Annotated in this window: 18 protein-coding genes, 1 tRNA gene and 2 pseudogenes; 10 read left to right on the top strand and 11 right to left on the bottom strand. The window is 72.3% G+C overall.

The genetic code is table 11. The features are described 5' to 3' along the window. Both ACI8AD_RS14135 and ACI8AD_RS14130 read right to left on the bottom strand, forming a co-directional pair. Nucleotides 1–1,590, bottom strand: coding sequence for an asparagine synthetase B family protein (locus ACI8AD_RS14135; RefSeq protein ID WP_456871158.1), 1,590 nt, complete (start codon nt 1,588–1,590; stop codon nt 1–3). Further along, on the bottom strand, nt 1,590–2,537 hold the full coding sequence (locus ACI8AD_RS14130; RefSeq protein ID WP_456871157.1) for a DUF5715 family protein: 948 nt from the start codon (nt 2,535–2,537) through the stop codon (nt 1,590–1,592). Before ACI8AD_RS14130 ends, ACI8AD_RS14135 begins: the two co-directional genes overlap by 1 nt. Nucleotides 2,538–2,683: 146 nt before the next feature. Between ACI8AD_RS14130 and ACI8AD_RS14125 the strand changes: the two genes are divergently transcribed. Next, nucleotides 2,684–4,099 (top strand): FAD-binding oxidoreductase, encoded by a 1,416-nt coding sequence (locus ACI8AD_RS14125; protein WP_456871156.1) that lies wholly within the window; start codon nt 2,684–2,686, stop codon nt 4,097–4,099. A 25-nt stretch (nt 4,100–4,124) separates the two neighbouring features. Here ACI8AD_RS14125 and ACI8AD_RS14120 read toward each other — a convergent pair whose 3' ends face one another. Together ACI8AD_RS14120 and ACI8AD_RS14115 are read right to left on the bottom strand one after the other, a co-directional pair. Beyond that, the gene (locus ACI8AD_RS14120; protein WP_456871155.1) at nt 4,125–4,610 is read right to left on the bottom strand and encodes a DUF4231 domain-containing protein; all 486 of its coding nucleotides are present in this window, start codon (nt 4,608–4,610) and stop codon (nt 4,125–4,127) included. A gap of 32 nt (nt 4,611–4,642) precedes the next feature. Beyond that, nucleotides 4,643–5,656: a toll/interleukin-1 receptor domain-containing protein gene (locus tag ACI8AD_RS14115; RefSeq protein ID WP_456871154.1), complete on the bottom strand. Its 1,014-nt coding sequence runs from the start codon at nt 5,654–5,656 to the stop codon at nt 4,643–4,645. Nucleotides 5,657–5,784: 128 nt separating this feature from the next. Here ACI8AD_RS14115 and ACI8AD_RS14110 point away from each other — a divergent pair, with 128 nt between their 5' ends. The 3 genes from ACI8AD_RS14110 to ACI8AD_RS14100 are packed head-to-tail and all read left to right on the top strand — an operon-like array spanning nt 5,785 to nt 6,933. After that, nucleotides 5,785–6,075 carry a hypothetical protein gene (locus ACI8AD_RS14110; protein WP_456871153.1) on the top strand — a complete coding sequence of 97 codons (291 nt, stop codon included), beginning with the start codon at nt 5,785–5,787 and terminating at the stop codon, nt 6,073–6,075. Beyond that, nucleotides 6,068–6,346: an SH3-like domain-containing protein gene (locus ACI8AD_RS14105; RefSeq protein ID WP_456871152.1), complete on the top strand. Its 279-nt coding sequence runs from the start codon at nt 6,068–6,070 to the stop codon at nt 6,344–6,346. Before ACI8AD_RS14110 ends, ACI8AD_RS14105 begins: the two co-directional genes overlap by 8 nt. Beyond that, complete coding sequence (locus tag ACI8AD_RS14100; RefSeq protein WP_456871151.1) at nt 6,343–6,933, top strand: nitrile hydratase subunit alpha; 591 nt, start codon at nt 6,343–6,345, stop codon at nt 6,931–6,933. Before ACI8AD_RS14105 ends, ACI8AD_RS14100 begins: the two co-directional genes overlap by 4 nt. 12 nt (nt 6,934–6,945) lie before the next feature. On the opposite strand, the gene ACI8AD_RS14095 is transcribed toward ACI8AD_RS14100, so the two are convergent. Further along, nucleotides 6,946–7,380 carry a RidA family protein gene (locus tag ACI8AD_RS14095; RefSeq protein WP_456871174.1) on the bottom strand — a complete coding sequence of 145 codons (435 nt, stop codon included), beginning with the start codon at nt 7,378–7,380 and terminating at the stop codon, nt 6,946–6,948. A gap of 474 nt (nt 7,381–7,854) precedes the next feature. After that, nucleotides 7,855–8,076 (bottom strand): hypothetical protein, encoded by a 222-nt coding sequence (locus ACI8AD_RS14090; protein WP_456871176.1) that lies wholly within the window; start codon nt 8,074–8,076, stop codon nt 7,855–7,857. Between ACI8AD_RS14090 and ACI8AD_RS14085 the strand changes: the two genes are divergently transcribed. Then, nucleotides 7,982–9,871, top strand: a complete 1,890-nt coding sequence (locus ACI8AD_RS14085; RefSeq protein ID WP_456871150.1) for a PKD domain-containing protein — start codon at nt 7,982–7,984, stop codon at nt 9,869–9,871. The two genes, ACI8AD_RS14090 and ACI8AD_RS14085, sit on opposite strands and share 95 nt — an antisense overlap. A gap of 365 nt (nt 9,872–10,236) precedes the next feature. On the opposite strand, the pseudogene ACI8AD_RS14080 reads toward ACI8AD_RS14085, so the two are convergent. Next, nucleotides 10,237–11,173, bottom strand: a pseudogene (locus tag ACI8AD_RS14080) (IS5 family transposase). A gap of 264 nt (nt 11,174–11,437) precedes the next feature. On the opposite strand from ACI8AD_RS14080, the gene ACI8AD_RS14075 reads away from it, so the two are divergent. Beyond that, nucleotides 11,438–12,112: a DUF6308 family protein gene (locus tag ACI8AD_RS14075; protein WP_456871149.1), complete on the top strand. Its 675-nt coding sequence runs from the start codon at nt 11,438–11,440 to the stop codon at nt 12,110–12,112. A gap of 25 nt (nt 12,113–12,137) precedes the next feature. Here ACI8AD_RS14075 and ACI8AD_RS14070 read toward each other — a convergent pair whose 3' ends face one another. Beyond that, nucleotides 12,138–12,347 carry a hypothetical protein gene (locus ACI8AD_RS14070; RefSeq protein ID WP_456871148.1) on the bottom strand — a complete coding sequence of 70 codons (210 nt, stop codon included), beginning with the start codon at nt 12,345–12,347 and terminating at the stop codon, nt 12,138–12,140. Between the two features lie 285 nt (nt 12,348–12,632). On the opposite strand from ACI8AD_RS14070, the gene ACI8AD_RS14065 reads away from it, so the two are divergent. The 3 genes from ACI8AD_RS14065 (at nt 12,633) to ACI8AD_RS14055 (ending at nt 17,074) form a co-directional block, all read left to right on the top strand. Next, a complete protein-coding gene (locus tag ACI8AD_RS14065) occupies nt 12,633–13,151 on the top strand; it encodes a hypothetical protein (protein ID WP_456871147.1) in 519 nt (172 codons plus the stop codon). Next, nucleotides 13,148–15,049 (top strand): lipase family alpha/beta hydrolase, encoded by a 1,902-nt coding sequence (locus ACI8AD_RS14060; RefSeq protein ID WP_456871146.1) that lies wholly within the window; start codon nt 13,148–13,150, stop codon nt 15,047–15,049. Before ACI8AD_RS14065 ends, ACI8AD_RS14060 begins: the two co-directional genes overlap by 4 nt. 621 nt (nt 15,050–15,670) lie before the next feature. Then, nucleotides 15,671–17,074, top strand: coding sequence for a hypothetical protein (locus ACI8AD_RS14055; RefSeq protein WP_456871145.1), 1,404 nt, complete (start codon nt 15,671–15,673; stop codon nt 17,072–17,074). A gap of 280 nt (nt 17,075–17,354) precedes the next feature. Here the strand turns inward: ACI8AD_RS14055 and ACI8AD_RS14050 are convergent. After that, nucleotides 17,355–17,519: pseudogene (locus tag ACI8AD_RS14050) on the bottom strand (IS3 family transposase); the annotation flags it as partial. Between the two features lie 29 nt (nt 17,520–17,548). On the opposite strand from ACI8AD_RS14050, the gene ACI8AD_RS14045 reads away from it, so the two are divergent. After that, nucleotides 17,549–17,863 carry a hypothetical protein gene (locus tag ACI8AD_RS14045; protein WP_456871144.1) on the top strand — a complete coding sequence of 105 codons (315 nt, stop codon included), beginning with the start codon at nt 17,549–17,551 and terminating at the stop codon, nt 17,861–17,863. 207 nt (nt 17,864–18,070) lie between these two features. On the opposite strand, the gene ACI8AD_RS14040 is transcribed toward ACI8AD_RS14045, so the two are convergent. Further along, nucleotides 18,071–18,964 (bottom strand): IS982 family transposase, encoded by an 894-nt coding sequence (locus ACI8AD_RS14040; protein ID WP_456871143.1) that lies wholly within the window; start codon nt 18,962–18,964, stop codon nt 18,071–18,073. 450 nt (nt 18,965–19,414) lie between these two features. After that, nucleotides 19,415–19,488 (bottom strand) — tRNA-Gly (locus ACI8AD_RS14035). Nucleotides 19,489–19,645: the final 157 nt, after the last annotated feature.

The raw sequence follows: 19,645 nt of genomic DNA, 5'->3' as shown, positions 1-19,645 counted from the left end.
TCAGGGGCCGGTCGTGCGGGCGGGCCGGCGCACCAGGGAGGCGAGGTTCCAGCGCAGCGCCCCGGCGAGGTCGCGGGCGTGCTCGACCGGCGTGAGGTCGCGCGGGGTCCGGGCGGCGTCGACGGCGGCGTCGAGGTCGTAGCCGTGCTCCCGGAGCACCTCGGAGAAGTCCCGCTGCAGCGGCGCGGCGCAGTCGTACCCGAGCGAGCGGTAGAGGCGCGGGAACAGCGGCCGGAACAGCCGGATCCGCTCGTGCAGCCCGCTGGAGTGCGACATCGGGTTCTTGTGCCGCGCCTGGATGTAGTCGGGGAGGACGTCGGCGAAGGCGTGCCGGACGATCCACTTCTCGTAGCCGTCGCGGAGCTTGAGCTCCTGCGGGATCCGCATGGCGAGGTCGAGCATCGTCACGTCGAGGAACGGCACCCGCGCCTCCACCCGGTGGCCCATCGAGGTGCGGTCGACGCGCTGCAGCTCCGTGCGGCTGAGGTGGGCGATCTTGTGCAGGAACAGCCGGCGCCGGTCGGCGTCGCCGATCCGGTGGTACATGGCGTAGCCGCCGAAGAGCTCGTCGGAGCCGTCGCCGGTGAGCACCACCTTCACGCCGGCCTCGTGCACCGCGGCGAACAGCCGCTGGGAGACGACGGCGTTGATGATGTCGCCGTACTCGGTGAGCTCGGAGACCCGCATCGCCTCCCGCACGTCGCCCAGGCCCAGCTCCCGCGGCCGGACGGGGACGACGACGTGCTCCACGCCGAGGTCGGCGGTGAGCCGGCGGGCGTAGGCGAGGTCCTCGCTGCCCTCCGCCCCCACCGTGAAGGCGACGCAGTCGGGGTGCAGCTGCCGCACCAGCAGCAGCGTCAGCGAGCTGTCCAGGCCGCCGGAGAGCACGACGCCGACACGCAGGTCGGTGTCGACCCGGATGCGGACGGCGTCGGTCAGGGTCGTCCGGACCGCCGCCGCGGCCTCCTCGACGTCGGCCAGCTCGGGTGAGCCCTCACCGAGCCGGTAGAGGTCGATGTAGGGGTGCAGGTCCGGCGGGCTGTCGGGCGCGGCCCAGCCGCAGTGCCCCGGGGGCACCTCGTGCACCCGCACGCCGAGCGGGACGAGGGCCTTGACCTCCGACGCGACGTGCAGCCGCCCGCCCGCGTGCGCCCAGTACAGCGGCTTGACGCCGACCGGGTCGCGGGCGAGGAACACCCGGCGGGTGTCGCGATCGACCAGCGCGAAGGCGAACTCGCCGCGCATCCGCAGCAGCGCGTCCTCACCCCAGGCGAGCACCGTCTCGAGCACCACCTCGGTGTCGCTCTCCGACCGCGTGCGCCGGCCCTCGGCGTGCAACTGCGCCCGCAGGTCGGCGTGGTTGAACACCTCGCCGTTGAAGCACAGCGCCCAGCGCCCGTCCTCCGACGTCCAGGGCTGGACGGCGTGCTCGCGGTCGACGATGCGCAGCCGGGAGGTGCCCAGCAGGGCGGCGTCGTCGTGCAGGACCTCGTCGACCTCGCCGCGGGGGGAGATCGCGGCGAGCATCGAGGCGAAGAGCGCCTGCTCGCGCTCGGCTCCCTCCCCGAGCACCAGGGCGATGCCGCACATCAGCGGCTCCCCGCCGCGCCGGCGGCCGGCGGCGCCAGGCGCTCGTACCGGCCCACCACGGCGGGGTTCAGGCACACGTGCCAGGCCTGGCCCTCGTCGATCACGTTGAGCACTCCCTCGGTCCGGTAGGCGGTCAGGACGTCCTCCAGGGCGGCGGCCACGCCGTGCCGGCGCAGCCAGGCCATCTCGATGTCGGCGGCGTGGCCGGTGCAGTGGGCGCTCGGGAGCAGCGCCGAGTACCCGAGCGCCCGCAGCCGCTGCTGGACGGCGGTGCTGCGGACGATGCAGTTGACCCACAGGCTGCCCGGCCAGGGCCCGGCGGCCTGGGCGAAGCGGTCGGCGACCTCGTTAAGCAGCGCGACCATCGCCGGGCGGGCGACGGGGTAGCTCAGCCCCGACGAGACCGGCTCGCGTCCGGGGGCCCACCGGTGCACCGCGTGGTTGCGGGCCCGCGCCGGGAAGTTCGTGGCGCAGACGCGGTAGCGGAAGGCCAGCAGCCGCCGGCGGCGCAGCGACGGCAGCCAGGCCATCTCGGGAGAGCCCAGGACGTCGGCGTCGTCGGTGAAGGGGCGGACCGAGGACCACCACAGGACGTCGATCTGCTGCAGCAGGAGGATCTTGAGCAGGGTCGCCGGGGTGCGCGCGTTGGACCGGGGACTCGGGCGGAAGCCGCCGACCTCCTGGGCGATCCGCTGCAGCACGTCGTCGGTGCCGCCGGGCACGAGGTCCAGGACGGCGCGCACCTCGTCGTGCTCGGCGACCCGGTCGAGGGTGGCAGCGGCTCCGTCCTGCTCGAGACGCTGCACGACGTCGTCGACGGCGCTGCGGTAGGCGGCCAGGTCCGCCGGCGACGGACCGGGCCCGTCGGTGACGCCGACCGCCGGCGAACCGCGCTCGTGCCGGATCTGAGGGCTGAGGACGGCTCGGCGGGCGCGGGGGGCCTCCACCGCTGGAACTGTACGAACCCGGCCCGGAACACGACAAGCACCACCCGCGGACGACGCGCGGGGCTTCCGGCCCTGTCCCGGGCACCGGCACCGCTGCCAGGGTGCCCGTGCCGAGGCAGTGAGCCCCGCGACGCGGAGGAGGCACCATGGCGATCACCGACACCGGCAGCCCGGGACCCGTGCGCGACGAGGCCCTGACGGCCCTCGCCGCCGACCTGCAGGGCCCGCTGCTCCGCCCGCGCGACGACGGCTACGACGCGGCGCGGCAGGTGTGGAACGGCAACGTCGACCGCCGGCCGGCAGCCATCGCCCGCTGCCGCGACGCCACCGACGTCCAGCGCGCCGTCCGCTTCGCCCGGGACGAGGGGCTGCTGCTCTCCGTCCGCGGCGGCGGGCACAGCGCCCCCGGCTACGGCACCAACGACGGCGGCCTGGTGGTCGACCTGTCGCTGCTCAAGGGGATCGCCGTCGACGCCGACGGGCGCACCGCGCAGGTCGGCGGCGGCGTCCTGTGGCGCGAGCTGGACGAGCGGACGCAGCAGGCGGGGCTGGCCACGACCGGGGGGACGGTCTCGAACACCGGGGTCGCCGGGCTGACCCTCGGCGGTGGCCTGGGCTGGCTCATGGGCACGCACGGTCTGTCGATCGACAACCTCCTGTCGGCCGACGTGGTCACCGCCGACGGCGAGCTCCGCACCGTCGACGCCGAGCGCGAGCCCGACCTGTTCTGGGCGCTGCGCGGTGGCGGCGGCAACTTCGGCGTCGTCCCGTCGTTGCGCTTCCGGCTGCACCCGGTCCCGGAGGTCCTCGGCGGCATGGTGGTGCACCCGCTGGCCCGGGCCGGTGAGGTGCTCCGCTTCTACCGCGACTTCTGCCCGACGCTGCCCGACGAGGCCGAGGCCTACTGCGCGCTGCTCACCGACCCCCAGGCCGGGGTCCCCGTGATCGCGCTGCTGCTCGGCTACAACGGCCCGCTCGACGAGGGGGAGCGGGTGCTGCGGCCGGCCCGGGAGTTCGGTCCGCCGCTGGCCGACCTGGTGGCGCCCATGCCGTACGTGGCGCGGCAGTCGATGCTCGACCAGCCCAACGGCGTCCACGGGCTGCACCGCTACTGGCGCTCGGCGTTCACCGAGCAGCTGGACGACGGCCTGGTCGACGCCGTCGTCACGGCCGCCGCCGACTTCAGCTCACCGCTGAGCGGCATCCTCTTCTTCCACGTGCACGGGGCGGCGGCCCGGGTCCCGGCGGGGGACACCGCGTTCGCCGCCCGCCGGGTGCAGTGGGACGTCGACGTCATCGCGCAGTGGACCGAGGCGGGGGAGTCCGGGCGGCACACCGACTGGCTCCGCTCGCACTGGGCCGCGGCCGAACCGCACCTGCAGGGCAGCGGCTACGTCAACCACCTCGCCACCGACGACCCGCCGGAGAAGGTCCGCGCGTCCTTCGGCACGAACCTCGACCGGCTGCGCCTGCTCAAGGCCCGCTACGACCCCGGCAACCTGTTCCGGCTGAACCCGAACATCACCCCGGTGGCGCCACCGCCCCGGGGACCCTCCGCCTAGTTCCCCGTCCTGAGCTGGCGGCCGGTCAGCCGGCGCGGGGGGCCGCCACGTCGGCGTCGGCGAGGGCCTGGTGGCGCCCCTCGGTCCACTTGGCGTGCTCCTGCGAGACGAGCCCCTCCACCCGCTCGGCCAGGACCTGGTGGCGCTGGGGGCCGCTGTAGGGACCGGCACCGGCCAGGAAGAGGAACTGCTCGTGCCGCAGCGACTCGTGCGTGGACCGGTAGAGCACCCAGTTCGTCTGCCACTGGTACAGCTGCTGGACGCCCTCGAGCACGACGACGAGGGCGCCCAGCAGCGCGGTCACCAGCCCCGGCGCCGCGCTCGCCACGGCGACCGGCACGCCGGCGGCCAGCACCAGCTGCGCGATCTTGGTCTGCTTGTAGGCGTGCTGGGCGGACCTGCTCCTGCCGTCGTACCAGGCCAGCTGGTCGCGGAGGCGGTCCCAGGTCGGGTCGGTGCCCGCAGGCGGCTCGCCCGGGTAGCGCGGCGGCGCCCCGCCGTCGTGGTCCATCCCGCCCTCCTCGGTGTCGGTGACGCCCGGCCTCAGCAGTCCCCCGGTCCGAGGGCGGGGGAGGTGACGTCGATCCGGGCCGCGTCGTTCTCGATCCGGAGCTCGACGTGGCCGGCCGGCTCGCAGGTGACGTCGAAGCCGACGAGCGCGTCGCCGACCGTCTCGGCGTCCACGAACTCCGGGTCCGGCGAGAAGCAGGTCACCGCGAACTGCCGCTGGCCGACGACGAGGGAGTCGTACCGCCAGTCGCCGTGGTAGGCGCCCTCCGGCACGGCGGCCTCCATCGACGTCGCGAGGACCACCTGCCACGCCGTGCCCTCGGGACGCCAGTGCGCCGACGCCACGGTGAACGACAGCGACCCGTCCTCGACCTGCTCCGTCGCCCGGGGATCCGCGCCGAGCCCCATCTCGGTCCAGCCGTCGCCGGTCGGCGTCGCACAGGCCGCGATCCCCGCCTCCGCCTCGTCGTCGTCCCCATCCCCGCCGCCGTCGGCCGGCCGGGACAGCCACCACGCGCCCGCGCCCAGCGCGAGCAGGAGAGCCGCGATGGCGAGCGCCACCCACCAGGGGAAGCGGCGCGCAGGCGGGAGCGCCGGCTCGCCCCGCAGGGCCCGCAGGAGGCCGTCGACGTCCTGGTGCCAGGTCTCGTCGCGCAGCACCACCGCCTGCCGTTGCGGCAGTCCCTGCAGGTCGGCGGGCAGCGCGGCAGCCGGGGGCAGCGGGGCCCCGCCGACCAGCACGGGGACGACGCGGACGTCGCGGTGCAGCGCGCGGGCGATCTCCAGGCGCACGTAGTCGTCGGGGGCGAACAGCCGGGGGGAGCCCTGCGGGGTCGACGCCGTGAGCCAGCCCGGCCCGATGACGGCCAGCAGCGCGTCGCTGTCGTCGAGGGCGCGGTCGATGACCGCCGTGTAGTCCTGTCCCGGGGCGATGTCGAGCACGTCCTGGAAGACGTTCCTCGGCCCCATGCGCTCGTGCAGGGCATCGGCCAACCGTCCGGCGTACCCACCGGCGTCACCGCGCCGGTAGCTCAGGAAGATCCGCACCGCACGCCTGCTCTCGCGCGCTCCCGGCGGCGCCCGGCCGCCCCCGCAGAGGGTCCCACCGCGGGCCCGGCGCGGGCAACGAGCGGAGTTCCCGCTCTTCTCAGCGCCCGGCGCGGTAGGAAGGGCGGGTGAGCCGCATCAACGACGTCGGTGGGATGGCCGGGTTCCCGGCGATCGCCGAGGAGCCGGACGAGCCGCCGTTCCACGCCGACTGGGAGGCCCACGTCTTCGCCCTCAACGGGGCGCTGATCAAGCGGGGCGTCTACAACCTCGACGAGTTCCGCGACGCGATCGAGCGGATGCCGCCGGAGGAGTACCTCGCCGCCTCCTACTACGAGCGCTGGTTCACCGCGATCACCACGCTGCTGGCGGAGAAGGGCGTGGCGTCGCCGGACGAGCTGGACGTGCCGCATGACTGAGCTCGCTCCCGGCGTGCGCGTGCGGACCCGCACCGCCGACCCCGACGGCCACACCCGGCTGCCCCGGTACGTCCGCGGGGCCGTCGGTGTGCTGGTCGAGGAGGCCGGCCGTCACCCGCTGGCCGACGACCGGGCCCGGGGTCGTGCCGGCACGCCTCAGTCGGTGTGGCACGTGCGGTTCGCGGCCGCCGACCTGTTCGGCTCCGGCGACCACACGGTCACCGTGGAGCTGTGGTCCGACTACCTGACCCCGATCGAGGAGCCGGCATGAGCGGCGAGCACACGAGTTCGGTCATCTCGGCGCGGGTGCGCCACGTGGAGGCGCTGCTGGAGAACCGGGGGCTGCTCGACGAGGGCGAGATCGACGGGCGGATCGACGAGTTCCTGGCCGGTGGCTCGCCGGCCAACGGTGCCCGGATCACCGCCCGGGCGTGGGTGGACCCAGGGTTCGCCGAGCGGCTGCTCGCCGACGCGAACGAGGCGATCCGCGAGGTGGGCCTGTCGATGGCCGGCGGCCTGCAGGAGCAGCGGCTGAAGGTCGTCGCGAACACCGCCGAGGAGCACAACGTCGTCGTCTGCACGCTGTGCTCCTGCTACCCGATCGCGCTGCTGGGGCCCTCGCCCGGCTGGTACAAGAGCGAGGCCTACCGCTCGCGGGTGGTGCGCGACCCCCGGAGCGTGCTGCGCGAGTTCGGGCTCGAGCTGCCCGAGCCGACGCGGATCTCGGTGTGGGACGCCAGCGCGGAGTCGCGGTACATGGTGGTGCCGCGCCGCCCCGAGGGCACCGAGGGGCTCTCGGAGGAGCAGCTCGCCGCGCTCGTCACCCGCAAGGGGCTCATCGGGACCGCCGCCGTCTGACGTCGGAGCCGTTCAGGAGGTGATTGCGGTCATCCGGATGGACACGAGGACCCCGGGCAGTGCGACGCCGAGCTTGGCCACGTAACGCGCGGGCGGATCGGTCGGGAACGCCCGCGCGTACTCCTCGTTGAGGCCGGCGAAGTCCGTCGGGTCGGTCAACAGGACGCCGACCTCCACGATGTCGGAGCTCGCGGCGCCGCCGGCTTCCAGGATCGCCAGGCAGTTGGCGATGGCCTGGCGGGTCTGTTCCTGGATCGTCTCGCCGGCGAGGGCGCCCGTCGCCGGGTCGGTGCCGGTCATCCCGGAGACGTGGACGTGGTCACCGACCCGGACACCCTGGCTGTAGAGGGGTGACTCGGGAGCGCGGTCGGTGCGGATGAGCTGGCGACCCATGCCGGGATCGTCGCAGTACGCATCGGACACGACAACGTGCTGCGGGTTGGCCACGTTCGCGCGGCAAGCAGGGTGACCTGCAGCGGCCCGACACCTCCGGACTCGGCAGCCCGGCCTCCGGCTGACCCGACGGACGTCGGTGACGGCGGGCGACGTGGAGCGGAGACACGAGGAAGACCTCCGGGTCAGATGTGGAGCTGCCCGTTGTCGGCGGTCGAGCACGGTCTTCTGCAGGAGTGCGAAGAACGACTCCATGGCCGCGTTGTCACCGGCCGCGCGGACCCACCCCGACGAGCCGGACATCTGCCAGGCCTGGCTCCGCGCCCGGAGCCAGGCGCCGACGCCCGCGGAGCCGCGGCCGTCCACCACGCCGAGAACGGAGCCGGTGTCGGCGTCGACGAGGGCGGCAGCCACTCGGCACCGGTGCCCGGGTCTGCAGTCGTACGGACACCCTCATGGTCGCGCAGTTCAGGCAGATTCGTCGGCGTTTTGCCAGGTCGACGCCGTTGGAAGGGCCCTGGTGAGGAGTCACAGGCGCCGCATCCGCCGCAGCCTTCCCAGGCTGCGTGTTCCGGCCGCGGAGCGCCTGGCGCGCGTGCAGCATCCGCTTCCGACCTCCTGGTCGTAGCCAGGGGCGACGTGAGGACGGAGCAGGATGCGGAAGAAGCGGATGGCTGCGGTCGTCGCCGGAGCTATGGCCTTGTTGGCCATCCCGGTGGGTGCCGCGGCACAGGTGTCGACGACGACCACGGCGACCTTCTCCGGTGCTGTGCCGGAACCAGGCGGCGCCGATGAGCGGTACTGCGGCGGCGCCGGCCGAAGCTCATGCGCGAGCGGCCCGCCCGCCCAGGTCAGCTGGGGATTCGGCGGCACTGGTCGTAGCAGCCTCGGTTTCACCCCGACCGGTACGACGGGGCTCGGCGAGTTCTCCCTCGGGATGCTGAAGCACTCCAACACCGTCGTCGGGTTGTACAACGGCATCACCGCCGTCGACCTCCACGTGAACACGACGGTGCAGGACGAGGACCGGTCGGTCGAGTTCACCGCCACGCTGCCGATGAGGCTCGGCGTCCACGAGGTCCCCGACGACCTCGCCGACTGCCCCTACGGCCGGGTGAACAGCAAGTGCGCCGACGCGGTCGCCCTGCCGCAGCCCAACGTGTCGTTCCCCTTCGAGGCGGGCAACGTCGCCTACCGGCTGGAGATCATCGGCTTCCGCCACACCGACGGCACGATCGCGCAGCACACCGTCAGCCCGGAGAACGGCTCGACCGAGGTGCCGCTGATGGCCCGCCTCACCAAGACCCCGCGGCTGGACGCCGACGCCGGCCCCGATCAGACCGTCGACGAGGGCAGCTCGGTCACCCTCGACGGCTCCCGCAGCCGTTATGCCGACCTCACCTACGCGTGGCGTCAGGTGTCCGGGCCCGCCGTGACGCTGGACGACCCGACCGCGGTCCGTCCGACCTTCCCCGTGGGCATGGTCACCGAGGACCAGACGCTGGGCTTCGAGCTGACCGTCCGGGACCGGCTGGAACCGGCGTACGTCGACCGGGACACCGTCCAGGTGACGGTGCGCGACCTCAACGACCCGCCGAGCGCGGAGGCCGACACGGGCGGCGACGGCTACGAGGTGCCGGAAGGCGGGCGGGTTCCGCTCGCCGGCAGCGTCACCGACCCTGACGGCAACATCGCCACGATCGAGTGGGACCTCGACGGCGACGGGGCGTTCGACGACGGCATCGGCGAGACCCCGGTCTTCTCCGCGGTCGGCCTGGACGGACCCGACGACGTGACTGTTGCATTGCGCGTGTGCGACACCTTCGACGTCTGCGCCGAGGATGAGGCCCAGGTGCGCATCCTCAACGTGGCCCCGACGGTTGACCTGGGCGACGACCTCGAGGTCTACCGCAACGACGTGGTGGCCCTCAGCGGCACCTTCGACGACCCCGCCGGCGCGCTGGACGACCCCTACACCGCGGACTGGAGCGGCGACGCGCCCCTGACGCGGACCACAGCGGACGCGGCCTACGACGTCCCCGTGGAGCGCGAGCTGGCCTATCCGCTCGAGGGCACCTATGAGGTCGACCTCCAGGTGACCGACAAGGACGGCGGCTCCGGCAGCGACAGCCTGACCGTCACCGTGCTCAACCGCGCCCCGAGCTGTGCGGCTGCGAGCCCGACCGTCGCCAGCCTGTGGTCGCCCAACCACAAGCCGGTTCCTGTCGGCATCACCGGGCTGACCGACGCAGAAGGCGATGCACTCACCGTCGTCGTGACCGGCATCCGGCAGGACGAGCCGGTCCGCGAGCCCGGCTCAGGCCGCACGGCGCCGGACGCCTCCGGGGTCGGGACGTCCACGGCACTGCTGCTGGCCGAGCGGGCCGGGGGCGGCGACGGCCGTGTATACCACGTGGCCTTCTCCGTAACCGACGGCCACGGAGGCCAGTGCACCGGCACCGTCGCGGTCGGGGTTCCTCACGACCAGCGCGGGCCGGCCCCGGTGGACCAGGGTGCACTGTACGACTCGACCACCACGGGCTAGCCACACGTCGGACTGGTGGGGGGGGGGGGGGGGGGGGGGGGCCGCCCCCCCCCCCCCCCCCCCCCCCCCACCCCGACGTCCAGCCCGCCGGCGTTGGGAGCCGGTCGGCCGACGAGTTCTGTGGCCGCCCGTCAGTGGGCACTGCACCGGAGACGGTGTGACGCGAGGTGCGGCGCCCAGGACACCGCCGATCGACTGGACAGACGATGTCCCTTGACGGCCCTCTCGTCGGCCTGGAGGACGACGTCGATGCGCCGACGGGTGACGGCGGGTCCCCGCTGTTCGAGTGGCTGAACCACCGCCTCCACTCGGGGCCGAACGAGCTGGTGCTCGCGGAGCGAATGCCCTAGGGAGTGTCTGGCGGATCATGGAAGCCAGGTCAGTAGCGCGGCCAAATCGAGCGCGCCGGCGTAGTTGCGGGCGTGCTTGTCGTAGCGGGTGGCCAGCCCCCGCCATTGTTTGAGCCGGCCAAAGCCGCATTCCACGGCGCCGCGACGGGCGTAGCGAACCTTGTCGAATCCGACCGGACGGCCGCCGGCAGAGCCTCTGCGGCGCCGGTTGGCCCGCTGGTCGCGCGGTTCGGGGATGGTGTGGGCGATGCCCCGGCGGCGCAACAGCGCCCGGTTGGCCCGCGAGCTGTAGCCCTTGTCGGCCAGCAGGTGGTCCGGGCGGGTGCGCGGCCGGCCCGGCCCGGTCCGCGCCACCCGCAGGCCGGCCAGCAGCGGCGCGAACATGCTGGTGTCGTTGACGTTGCCGGCGCTCAGCAGCACCACCAGCGCCCGCCCGCGGCCGTCAGTGAGCGCGTGCACCTTCGTGGTCAGCCCGCCCCGGGAGCGGCCGATGGCATGGTCGGCGGGCTCGGCGATCGCCGCTTCGGCGGCGGAACCGGCGGGCCGCGGGTCAGCGCGGTCGGCGCCGGTCACCCTCCGGGTCGTCATCGGCCTCGCGCGCGGTCGCGGCGTGGCCGCCGATCCGGCGGGCGCTGGCCCCGTGCTGGTGCACCCGCACCAGCGTGGAGTCCGCCGCCACCAGCCAGTCCAGCTCGCCGGCGGCGTCGGCGTCGGTCTGCGCGCGGGCCAGCAGCCGGGCCCAGGTGCCATCGGCGCTCCAGCGGGTCAGCCGCTCGTAGGCGGTCTGCCACGGCCCGAACGACTCGGGCAGCTCTCGCCAGGGCGAACCGGTGCGGTACTTCCACGCGATCGCCTCGATCACCTGCCGGTGATCGCGCCACCGCCCGCCCCGCCGCCCGGCCGAGGACGGCAGCAACGGCTCGATCCAGGCCCACGCCTCATCGGAGACCACACATCGATGCTTCCGCACCGGCCGGAGCCTGACGTCAACAACCGCCAAGATCCGTCAGACACGCCCTGGGGCCGACCCCGGTTTGCACCTCGGCCATTGCGCGCGCCAAGAGTTGCTTCTACCAATCACAGCTTCTGCGAATCACCAGGCGATTGGCAGCGTGCAACTGCAGATTGGCGCGGCGCATCAGTCAGCAGGCCGCACAACTCTGAGCATGCCATCCCCGTGCAACTTCTCACAGCGCGGCGATGGCAGGGTGCAGTCATGCCCGACGCCGTGGACCGCATCAACGAGGCTGTTGACCAGCCGTATGCGGGCGAGCACCTGGACACGTACTTCCACGAGACGGGCCACATCGAGGGGCTGCCGGGATTCACCGGCGCCTGGTTCGAGCGGCTTGGCGACCCGGGGCCCGACGACGCCTTCCGGCTCACCGGAACCGACCTCGGCGCCCTGAGCACCCTCGCGGTCGAGGTCCCCGCGGCGGTCGCGATCCGTCTCCTGCACCAGCATCGCCCGCAGATCGAGGAGCTCCTCGCACGGATCCCCGCCGACGTCGCCATATGGGACGCCGACGACGCCGACATCGGCCCCCGCGGGGCGGCCGAGGAGCTCTGGGCGCTCGTCCGGCGGACCGGGGACCGGAAGGACACCGCGAACCGCCGGACGTCCGCCTTCAAGCTCTGCGCCCGGAAACGACCGGCGTTGCTGCCGGTGTACGACACGGAGGTCGAACACTTCTTCCCGCCCGAGAATGGCAACTGGTGGCTGACCGCCCGCCGGGCGATGCAGCAGCCGGCGCTGCGCGAGCGCTTGTCGGCACTGCACCGCGACGCCGCGGTGCCTGCGCAGGTCACCCTCCTGCGCACGTTGGACGTCGTCCTTTGGATGGAGGCGCGCCACCGCCGGGGCGGCAACTGCGGGCACTTCCGGGGTTGACCGCCCCGAAGTCACCGGCTCCGGGTCACCAGCCGCGGGTCGCGTAGCGCTCGCTCTTGGGAAGCGTTGACACGTTGATGCCGACCATAGGCTCGCCCAGCCCGCGGAAGACTTTGGCGATGACGTCGGAGTCGTCGTGCAGGGTCGTCGCCTGCCCGAAAGCGGCGCGTAGGGTCGGGTCACCGGACTTGAAAATGCCCGAGCGTTCGAGGACGCCCTCGGCGCCCAGCTGCATCATCCTCTCCGCGTCGGCGGGGTGGCGATGCCGTCGTCGGTGAAGAAGGCGACGGGCAGCTTGTCGGTGAGACGCCATGGGAGTTGCTCGGTCAGGCCTGCCAGCTCCCCAAGAGGGAGATCCTCGACCAGCGGACCCGACACAGGCGCATGTCGCGCGAGCACAGCCGCCAGTTGTTATGAGGTCTTATCCCCATAACAGATCGCGCCGCACTTTGCGCGCCCGCGGACCCTGGAGTTCCGGTAGCGTCCCGCGCTCAACGCTGAGGCGAGGTGCGGGGGCTCCGTGAAGCGGCAGGTCAACGACGCGGCGGCCGGCGGTGCCGGTCGCCGGCAGAAGCGGTGGTACGCGCTCGTCGCGGCGGTCGTGGTGGTGGTAGTGGTCGGCATCGCGGTGTTCGTGTGGTTGTCGGAGGACGATGAAGAGCGCAGCGACGCCGGCCCGACTGGGCCGACGGCCACGGCGTTCCCCACCCCCAGCCCGGACGTGGCCACGGTCGAGCCGGTAGCGCCCTTCACCCAAGCGGACGCCGACCGGATCACCTCGGCGCTGAACAGCGGCGATGACGCGACGGTCGCCGGAGTGCTGGTCCCCGAGCTGCGCGAGGCGTTCGCGTCGGCCGAGGGGGCGGTGCTGCCCGCCGGCGCCACCGCCGCAGTGCGCACCGAGGAGTTCGTCGCGGTCGAGCCGGCGCTGGGCGGGGTGCCGCTGATCGTCAGCGGCGAGGGAGCCGGGAACTTCCTGCTGATCGTGTCCTACGTCGAAGGTCAGTGGCTGGTCGTCAGCACAGAGGAGGTCCAGTGAGGCGGCGCCGCTGGTCGCTGGCGGCGGTCCTGCTGGCGGTGCTGCTGACGCTGGGGACAGCACCGCTGCCGGCGGCGGCGGCGCCACCACCTGCCGGGTTGAACCAGGCCTGCGACACCGGCATGGGCACCAAGCTGGTGGTCGTCCTCGTGCACGGCTTCAACTCGAAGAGTGACGCCTGGCAGAAGGCCAAGGACCGGCTCAAGGGCCTCAGCAACGGCAACTTGGTGCACCCAGTGCTGTTCGACTACCGGAACAACGCCACCGACTGGGTGACGTCGGCGCCGGTCGCGCCGCGGCTGGCGGACACGCTGAACTGCCTGGCGAAGAACAGCGGCCGCTCCGGCGGCCCGGCGCAGGTCGTCGCGGTCGGACACTCAATGGGCGGCCTGGCAATCCGATGCGCGCTGCAGCCGCTGTGCTCCGGGGTGTCCGATGTCGACCGGTCGGTGGCCCAGGTGATCACGGTGGGCACCCCGACGGCCGGCAGCTATCTGCGCGAAGGCGGCTGGGTCAACGACATCATCAGGCAGGCCGCGAACGCGGCCTGTCGCGGAGGGGACATCCTCGTCGGGGCACCGGGTTTCCCCTCCCCGTGCGAGTTCCTGGAGGCGTTTCTGTCCTCCGACGCGGCTCAGGCGTTCTACAACCAGTCCCGCGAGCTGTACGAGCTGCGCACTGGGACGACTGACGTCCCCATCCTGGCCATCGCCGGGAACTTCCACCTGCGGGTGTCGGTGCTGGGCAAGACGTTCAACATCGGTGACGGCGGCGACTTCGTCGTCGGCACGGACTCGCAGCTCACGTGGGCCACCGAGCAGCAGACGGTGGACTGCGGCTCGCTGAGCTTCAGTGTGCTGACCCGGCGGTTTGGCTACAACGGATCGTCGATTGGCCCGCTGCCGTGCTGGCATATGTCCGAGACGACCAACGACGACGTGCTGCGCCGAATCGAGACCAAGGTCCAGCAGGTCGCCGCCGACCTGCGGGACAGCGTGACCCTGGCGTCGCTCGCCTATGCCCCGGTGCCCTCGGTCTGCGACCACCCCGAAGGCCGGCTGGTCAACGGGGTACTGACCGCGCCGGGGGAGGACGCCGGCACAACCCGGCTGGGCGAGGTCGTGTTCGGCAACCTGGACTCCGACCGCGGCACTGAGGCGGTGGTGACGCTGCTGTGCGACCTCGGCGGCAACGCCGTCATGGCCTCGGCGCACATCTACGACTCCGGCCCCCGGCACCTCGGTGTCCTGGACCTGTCCGCCGGACGCCCCATCGGCCGGGCCTGGGACATCGCACTGGGGGACATTCGCATCGATGGCGGAGTGGTGACCGTGTTTGGCCTCGACGGTGGCGACGACGATCCGGTGTGCTGCCCGACGGTGCACCTGGGCGCCCGCTTCCAGGTCGCCGGCGGCACCGTCACGCGGCTGGCGGCGACCGCCCCCGCGACCGGGGACTCGTTCCACATCGACGGCCTGGGCAGTCTCACGGTCGGCGACACCTACGACGAGGCGGCGCTGGCCACCGGCTGGCCGATCGACGTTGACTACCCCTTCGGAGACGACGAGGGCTGCACGTACGTCACGCCCGTCGGCGCGCCGGACACCCTGTGGGCGATTGGTAGCGACGGGCGGATCCGGTCGCTCGTCGTGACCGCGCCGGGCATCGCGACCCCGTCGGGGGTGTCGGTCGGGATGACCGAGGCCGAAGTCCTCGACGCCTACGCCGACGCGAGGGTGGAACGGGTGTCCAACATCTACGAGCCCGGCGACGACCTGATCGTCTCGGCTGGCAGCGACGGGCACGTGCTGCGGTTTCAGTTCGACGAGAATCGGCGGGTGACCCTCATCCACAACGGAGAACGGGACGCGGCCCTGCTACCCGAGGGCTGCGCCTGACCTCACCGCCTCGCCCAATGGCCGACTTCGGGACGTGGCTTCACCCCGCTGCGGAGGAGGTCACATCTCCGCCGCCGCCGTCCAGGACATCGACGGTCGCTTGATACTCGAACCACACCCGGCCGTGAGCCCTGGGCACCTGCCGGGGCCGGTCACCGGCAGCGTCGCCCAGTCGGCGTGGGCTCCGGCGAGGCGATGCCGCAGCTCGGCGCGCAGGCCAGCCGTCGCCCGCTGCAGATGCGGGTGCGCAAGCGCCGGGGCGGCCACCTGCTGAAACACGGTCGTTATCGTCGGGGCCGATGCCCGCCTTGGTCCCGCTGACCGCCGCAGGTGCCGCCCGGGCAGGGGAGACCTCGGCCAGCGGTGACGGTGATGTGCTGTACACCCGGGCGCGCCGGTTGTTGCCCGGGCGGTGCCCGGCTGAGCTTCGGACCGCGGAACTATGCCGGACGGCAGGTCCTCGACCTCGCCGACGCCGGCCGCGGCGCGTGGCCTGGCCGGGAAACCGCACCGAGCCTTGCACGGTCACAGCTGACGGAGGCCCTCTGTCCACCGCTCGGACGCGCCGATGCTCGCCCGCAGCACTGCCGGGGGCCGACACGGCCGTAGCGTCCCTCGGCGATGGACGAGCTGCTGTACATCGTGGACGGTGCCGACGCGGCACGAGCCCAGCCGACCACCCTGGCCGAGGCCGGCCTGCGCGAGCGGGAGCACCTGCAGGAGTGGGTGCTGGCCCATCCGGAGATGCTCGGCGGCTCACTGCTGGTCATCACCAGCGAGTGTGACCGGTGGACCTCGGCGCGCGGCCGTGAACGGGACCGCCTCGACATCCTCGCGCTGGACCCCGACGGCCACTTGGTGGTCGTCGAGCTCAAGCGCGACGAAGCGCCGGAGACGGTCGAGCTGCAGGCGCTGAAGTACGCGGCGTTCTGCAGCCGGTTCACCCCGGAGACGCTGGTGGAGGAGTACCGGGGGTGGCGGCGCAGCAAGGGCGAGGAGCTGGACGCCGACACCGCGCTCGGCCAGCTCGAAGAGCATCTGGCCGAGGACGTGGGCGGGCTGGCCGGCGCGCCGCTGGGCTCACCGCGGATCGTGCTGCTCGCAGGTGGCTTCACCCCCTCGACCACCGCGGTGGCCGTATGGCTGCGCCAGATGGGCGTAGACATCACGCTGCGCGCGCTGCGGGCCTACCGCACCAGCGCTGGCCCGGTCGTGTCGGTGTCGGCGGTTTATCCGACCCCGTCGGTAGAGGAGTTCACGGTCTCCCCGCTGCTCGCCGAGCGGAAGCGGGAGGAGGCCGACCGGCGCGCTGCCCGCGCCGAGCCCGCCGTCCGGCAGCTGATCGCCAGCGGCGCCCTCGAGCCCGGCACCCAGCTGCGGGTCCTGCCGGTAGGCCCGGACGCGGACACCTTTGCCGCATGGGCCGCCGAGGGACAACGCGACCGGGTGGTCTGGGCCGGCACCCCCAGCCGGCCCCTGCGGTGGGCTGGAGAGGACGCTGCCGGTCTCGAGGCCACCGGCAACTTCAGCGTCACTGGTCTGGTTCGCTACCTGTACACACAGGCCGGCGCGGCGGTGCCGCCCGGAGCGGCCACCGGCTTCGTCGTCACCGAAGACGGGCGGTCACTGGCCGAGCTGGCCGGCACGGGCACCGGACCAAGCACGTTCGACGCCGCCGGCCTGCACCGGCTGCTTACTGCGCTGCCAGAAGGCTCCTGGGCGAGCTACGGGGACATCGCGCCGCTGGTCGGCACGGCGGCGCAGCCCCTCGGTCGGCACGTCACCACCTGTCCCCGGTGTGACCATGCCTGGCGGGTCCTGCAGGACTCCGGCCGGCCCGCCGCCGGGTTCCGCTGGTCCGACCCCACCCGCACCGACACCGTCGAACAGGTCCTGGTGCGCGAAGGCGTGCGGTTCACCGACCATGCCGCTGATCCCGCGCAGCGGCTGAGCATTGCCGAACTGCAGGCGCTGCTGGCGGCCGACCCGGTCGCCGGCGGCCAGAACGGCCGTGTCGCTAGCTAAACACCACGCGGATACCAGCAATTCCGAGGCGAGATTCGGCTACTCGATCGTCGGACTGCACCGCGGTCGCTGCCCGGTTCGACGACGACCACCGTCGACGAAATCGAGGCGTGCGGGAGGTCAGCCGCGACTCAGGTCCACAGGGCCACGTCGAGCACCCGCAGTAGCACCGCATCGCAGCGCACATTTTGTGCCGTCTCCACCTGCTTGGTGAGCTCATCGAGCCGATGAGCTGAAGTGACCCCCGTCGGGCGGACGCCTCATTCTGTGTCGTGAGCATTTTCTCGAAGCCGGCCGGGCTGAGGTTGTCCAGTCGGCTGTGTCGGCGCCGCGGGTTGTAGAAGCCCTCGATGTATCTGAAGACCTCCAACTCCGGCTCGTGCCGGGTCGGCCAGGCCCGGTGATGCACCCGCCCCCTGGCCACTAACGTGTCGCGCGGCCTGATCGCCGAGGCTTGCCCGTAGCGTCCGCCGCGTGTCTCTAGCCGCCGGCAGCGCTCAGGGAGTCGCTCAGTGGATCCTTATTGTTCTGGGGATCATCCTGGGGATCGCTATAGCACTACTTCTTTGCATCTACGCCCTCGGGATGCTCATACGGAACATTCAAGATATGGGTATCGGTCGATTCTTTTTCATCGTCATCGCGTGCATGGTCGGCTCGGTTGCTCTTAGTACATTGATTGGAACCGCAATGACCGGACGAGTCGCCACTTCCGCCGCCGTTGGTGCAGGCATCGGCGCGATGCTATCGGCGATGATCGTGTTCGACGATAGCGGGGACTTTTGGTGACGCATCAGGCTGCAACGCGTGCCTGAGTGCCACACGTAGCGGACGGAGGAGCGGCTCCTCACTGTTGCTCGGCCAATCGGGCGCCGCAACGGAGACGGCGCACGTCGTAGCTGGCCTTCTCCACTCGGCCCGCTGACGGCGCTCGGCGGCGACCCAATTGCGCAGCGTCTCGCGGTTGACCCCTAGACGAGTAAGTCCGAAGTCCGGTCAGTGGTCGTAGGCGATCAGGGATCGGGTGACGGGTTGGCCGGTGGCGCGGTTGTGCCAGATGGCGGCTGTGAGGGCGAGTAGCCGCTGGGCGACGCGGGTGGCCACCCCGGTCAGGGTGCGGGCGCCGTGCAGCTCGAGGTCGAGTTGGCCTTTGAGGGTGTCGTAGACGGACTCGATCAGCTGCCGGATCGGTGCCAGCAGCGCCTGCCCAGGCCGGGGTGCGCGGTTGCGGTAGGAGGGGCGCAGCAGGTCCGCGCCGCGGGCGTGCAGGTAGTCGTCGAGTTCGGCGGAGACGTAGCCCTTGTCGGCGATCAGCAGCAGGCCGGGGCGGGCGGCGAGCAGGTCGGCGTCGGCATCGAGGATGCCCATGAGCACTTGGCGCTCATCGAGCTTGGGATCGGTCAACGCCCAGCTGATCGGCAGCCCGGCCGGGGTGCAGATCAGGTGCAGCCGCAGGCCCCAGAACCAGCGCGAGTGGCTGGGGCAGTAGCCGTAGCCGGCGATGCCGGCCAGCTCCGAACGGTGCACGGTGGGCCGGGAGCGGGCGCACTCGACCGGGGTGGAGTCGACCAGCCAGACCGGATCGGCCCACAGGTCGGTGTCGGCGGCCAGTTCCCGGATGAGCCGCTTGAGCAGCGGCAACGCCGTCCGCAGCCGCTTGTTGTAGCCGGACTGGCCGGGCAGGTAGGGAAAGGCGCCGGGCAGCGCGGCGGGCACCAGCCGCAGCCAGCGGGCCTCGGAGCGGACCCCCAGCAGAGTCTGGGCCACGGCCAGGGTGAGCAGCTCGGAGTCGGTCAGCCGCGGGCGGCGTCCGACGCGCACACGAGGCGCCAGATGGTCATCGATGCGGACGTAGAGTGCGGTCAGGAGGGTGCTGAGGTCGGTCGTCACAACCCGAGCCTGAGCACCCTCCGTCCGCGTCTACAGCGCCCTTCGGCCCTGCCGACCGTTCGGACTTACTCGTCTAGCTCGCCCGCTACGTCACGGACGCTGCGCCGGCTGTCGAGCCAGCTGCGCGGCCCGCTGCCGGTACTCCTCGGGGTACTTGCTCGTCGGCCTACCCGGGGCCCTCCCTCCTCGGCTTGCGCCGAGACGGGAGGTGTCAGCCGACGGGGGTCACGTCACCCCGCCTAACCGCTCGGGAGGTCGCGCGTGACCCATCCGGGTTACGAGATCGCTCAAGTCGCGTCTCCACGAGCCCGTACGGGCGTCTCCGGCGTGACCCATACATGACCCACGCTGCGGAAAACAGGGGTCATGAAAGGGTTCAAACGGGCACTCCGGAGGGTGCTCCAGAGCTTCTCCAGAGGGCCTGGCAGCCCGTTGACCTGCGAAAACACGTGGAGCGGGTGACCGGGATCGAACCGGCATGGCCAGCTTGGAAGGCTGGGGCTCTGCCATTGAGCTACACCCGCGAGACCGTGGCAGCGAACGTCTAGGAAGCCGTCCCCTCGCCACGCGAACCCAAGCGACCGTGGTCGACCAGGGTTCCAGTCCGGGACGAGGGTAGCGCGCGCCGGGTCTGGGACGTGCCCCGCACTACGACCGCATGCTCCACGGCGACCCAAAGCA

The sequence above is a fragment of the Geodermatophilus sp. SYSU D00766 genome (assembly GCF_054049915.1).
The sequence above is the reverse complement of the archived record's forward strand: the minus strand, read 5'-3'. Positions and strand labels throughout refer to the sequence as shown.

What these genes read in the sequence shown, in the direction of transcription:
- ACI8AD_RS14135 (WP_456871158.1), bottom strand. Translation starts at nt 1,590, where the DNA reads ATGTGCGGCATCGCCCTGGTGCTCGGGGAGGGAGCCGAGCGCGAGCAG.
- ACI8AD_RS14125 (WP_456871156.1), top strand. Translation starts at nt 2,684, where the DNA reads ATGGCGATCACCGACACCGGCAGCCCGGGACCCGTGCGCGACGAGGCC.
- ACI8AD_RS14120 (WP_456871155.1), bottom strand. Translation starts at nt 4,610, where the DNA reads ATGGACCACGACGGCGGGGCGCCGCCGCGCTACCCGGGCGAGCCGCCT.
- ACI8AD_RS14105 (WP_456871152.1), top strand. Translation starts at nt 6,068, where the DNA reads ATGACTGAGCTCGCTCCCGGCGTGCGCGTGCGGACCCGCACCGCCGAC.
- ACI8AD_RS14100 (WP_456871151.1), top strand. Translation starts at nt 6,343, where the DNA reads ATGAGCGGCGAGCACACGAGTTCGGTCATCTCGGCGCGGGTGCGCCAC.
- ACI8AD_RS14085 (WP_456871150.1), top strand. Translation starts at nt 7,982, where the DNA reads ATGCGGAAGAAGCGGATGGCTGCGGTCGTCGCCGGAGCTATGGCCTTG.
- ACI8AD_RS14075 (WP_456871149.1), top strand. Translation starts at nt 11,438, where the DNA reads ATGCCCGACGCCGTGGACCGCATCAACGAGGCTGTTGACCAGCCGTAT.
- ACI8AD_RS14070 (WP_456871148.1), bottom strand. Translation starts at nt 12,347, where the DNA reads ATGCAGCTGGGCGCCGAGGGCGTCCTCGAACGCTCGGGCATTTTCAAG.
- ACI8AD_RS14055 (WP_456871145.1), top strand. Translation starts at nt 15,671, where the DNA reads ATGGACGAGCTGCTGTACATCGTGGACGGTGCCGACGCGGCACGAGCC.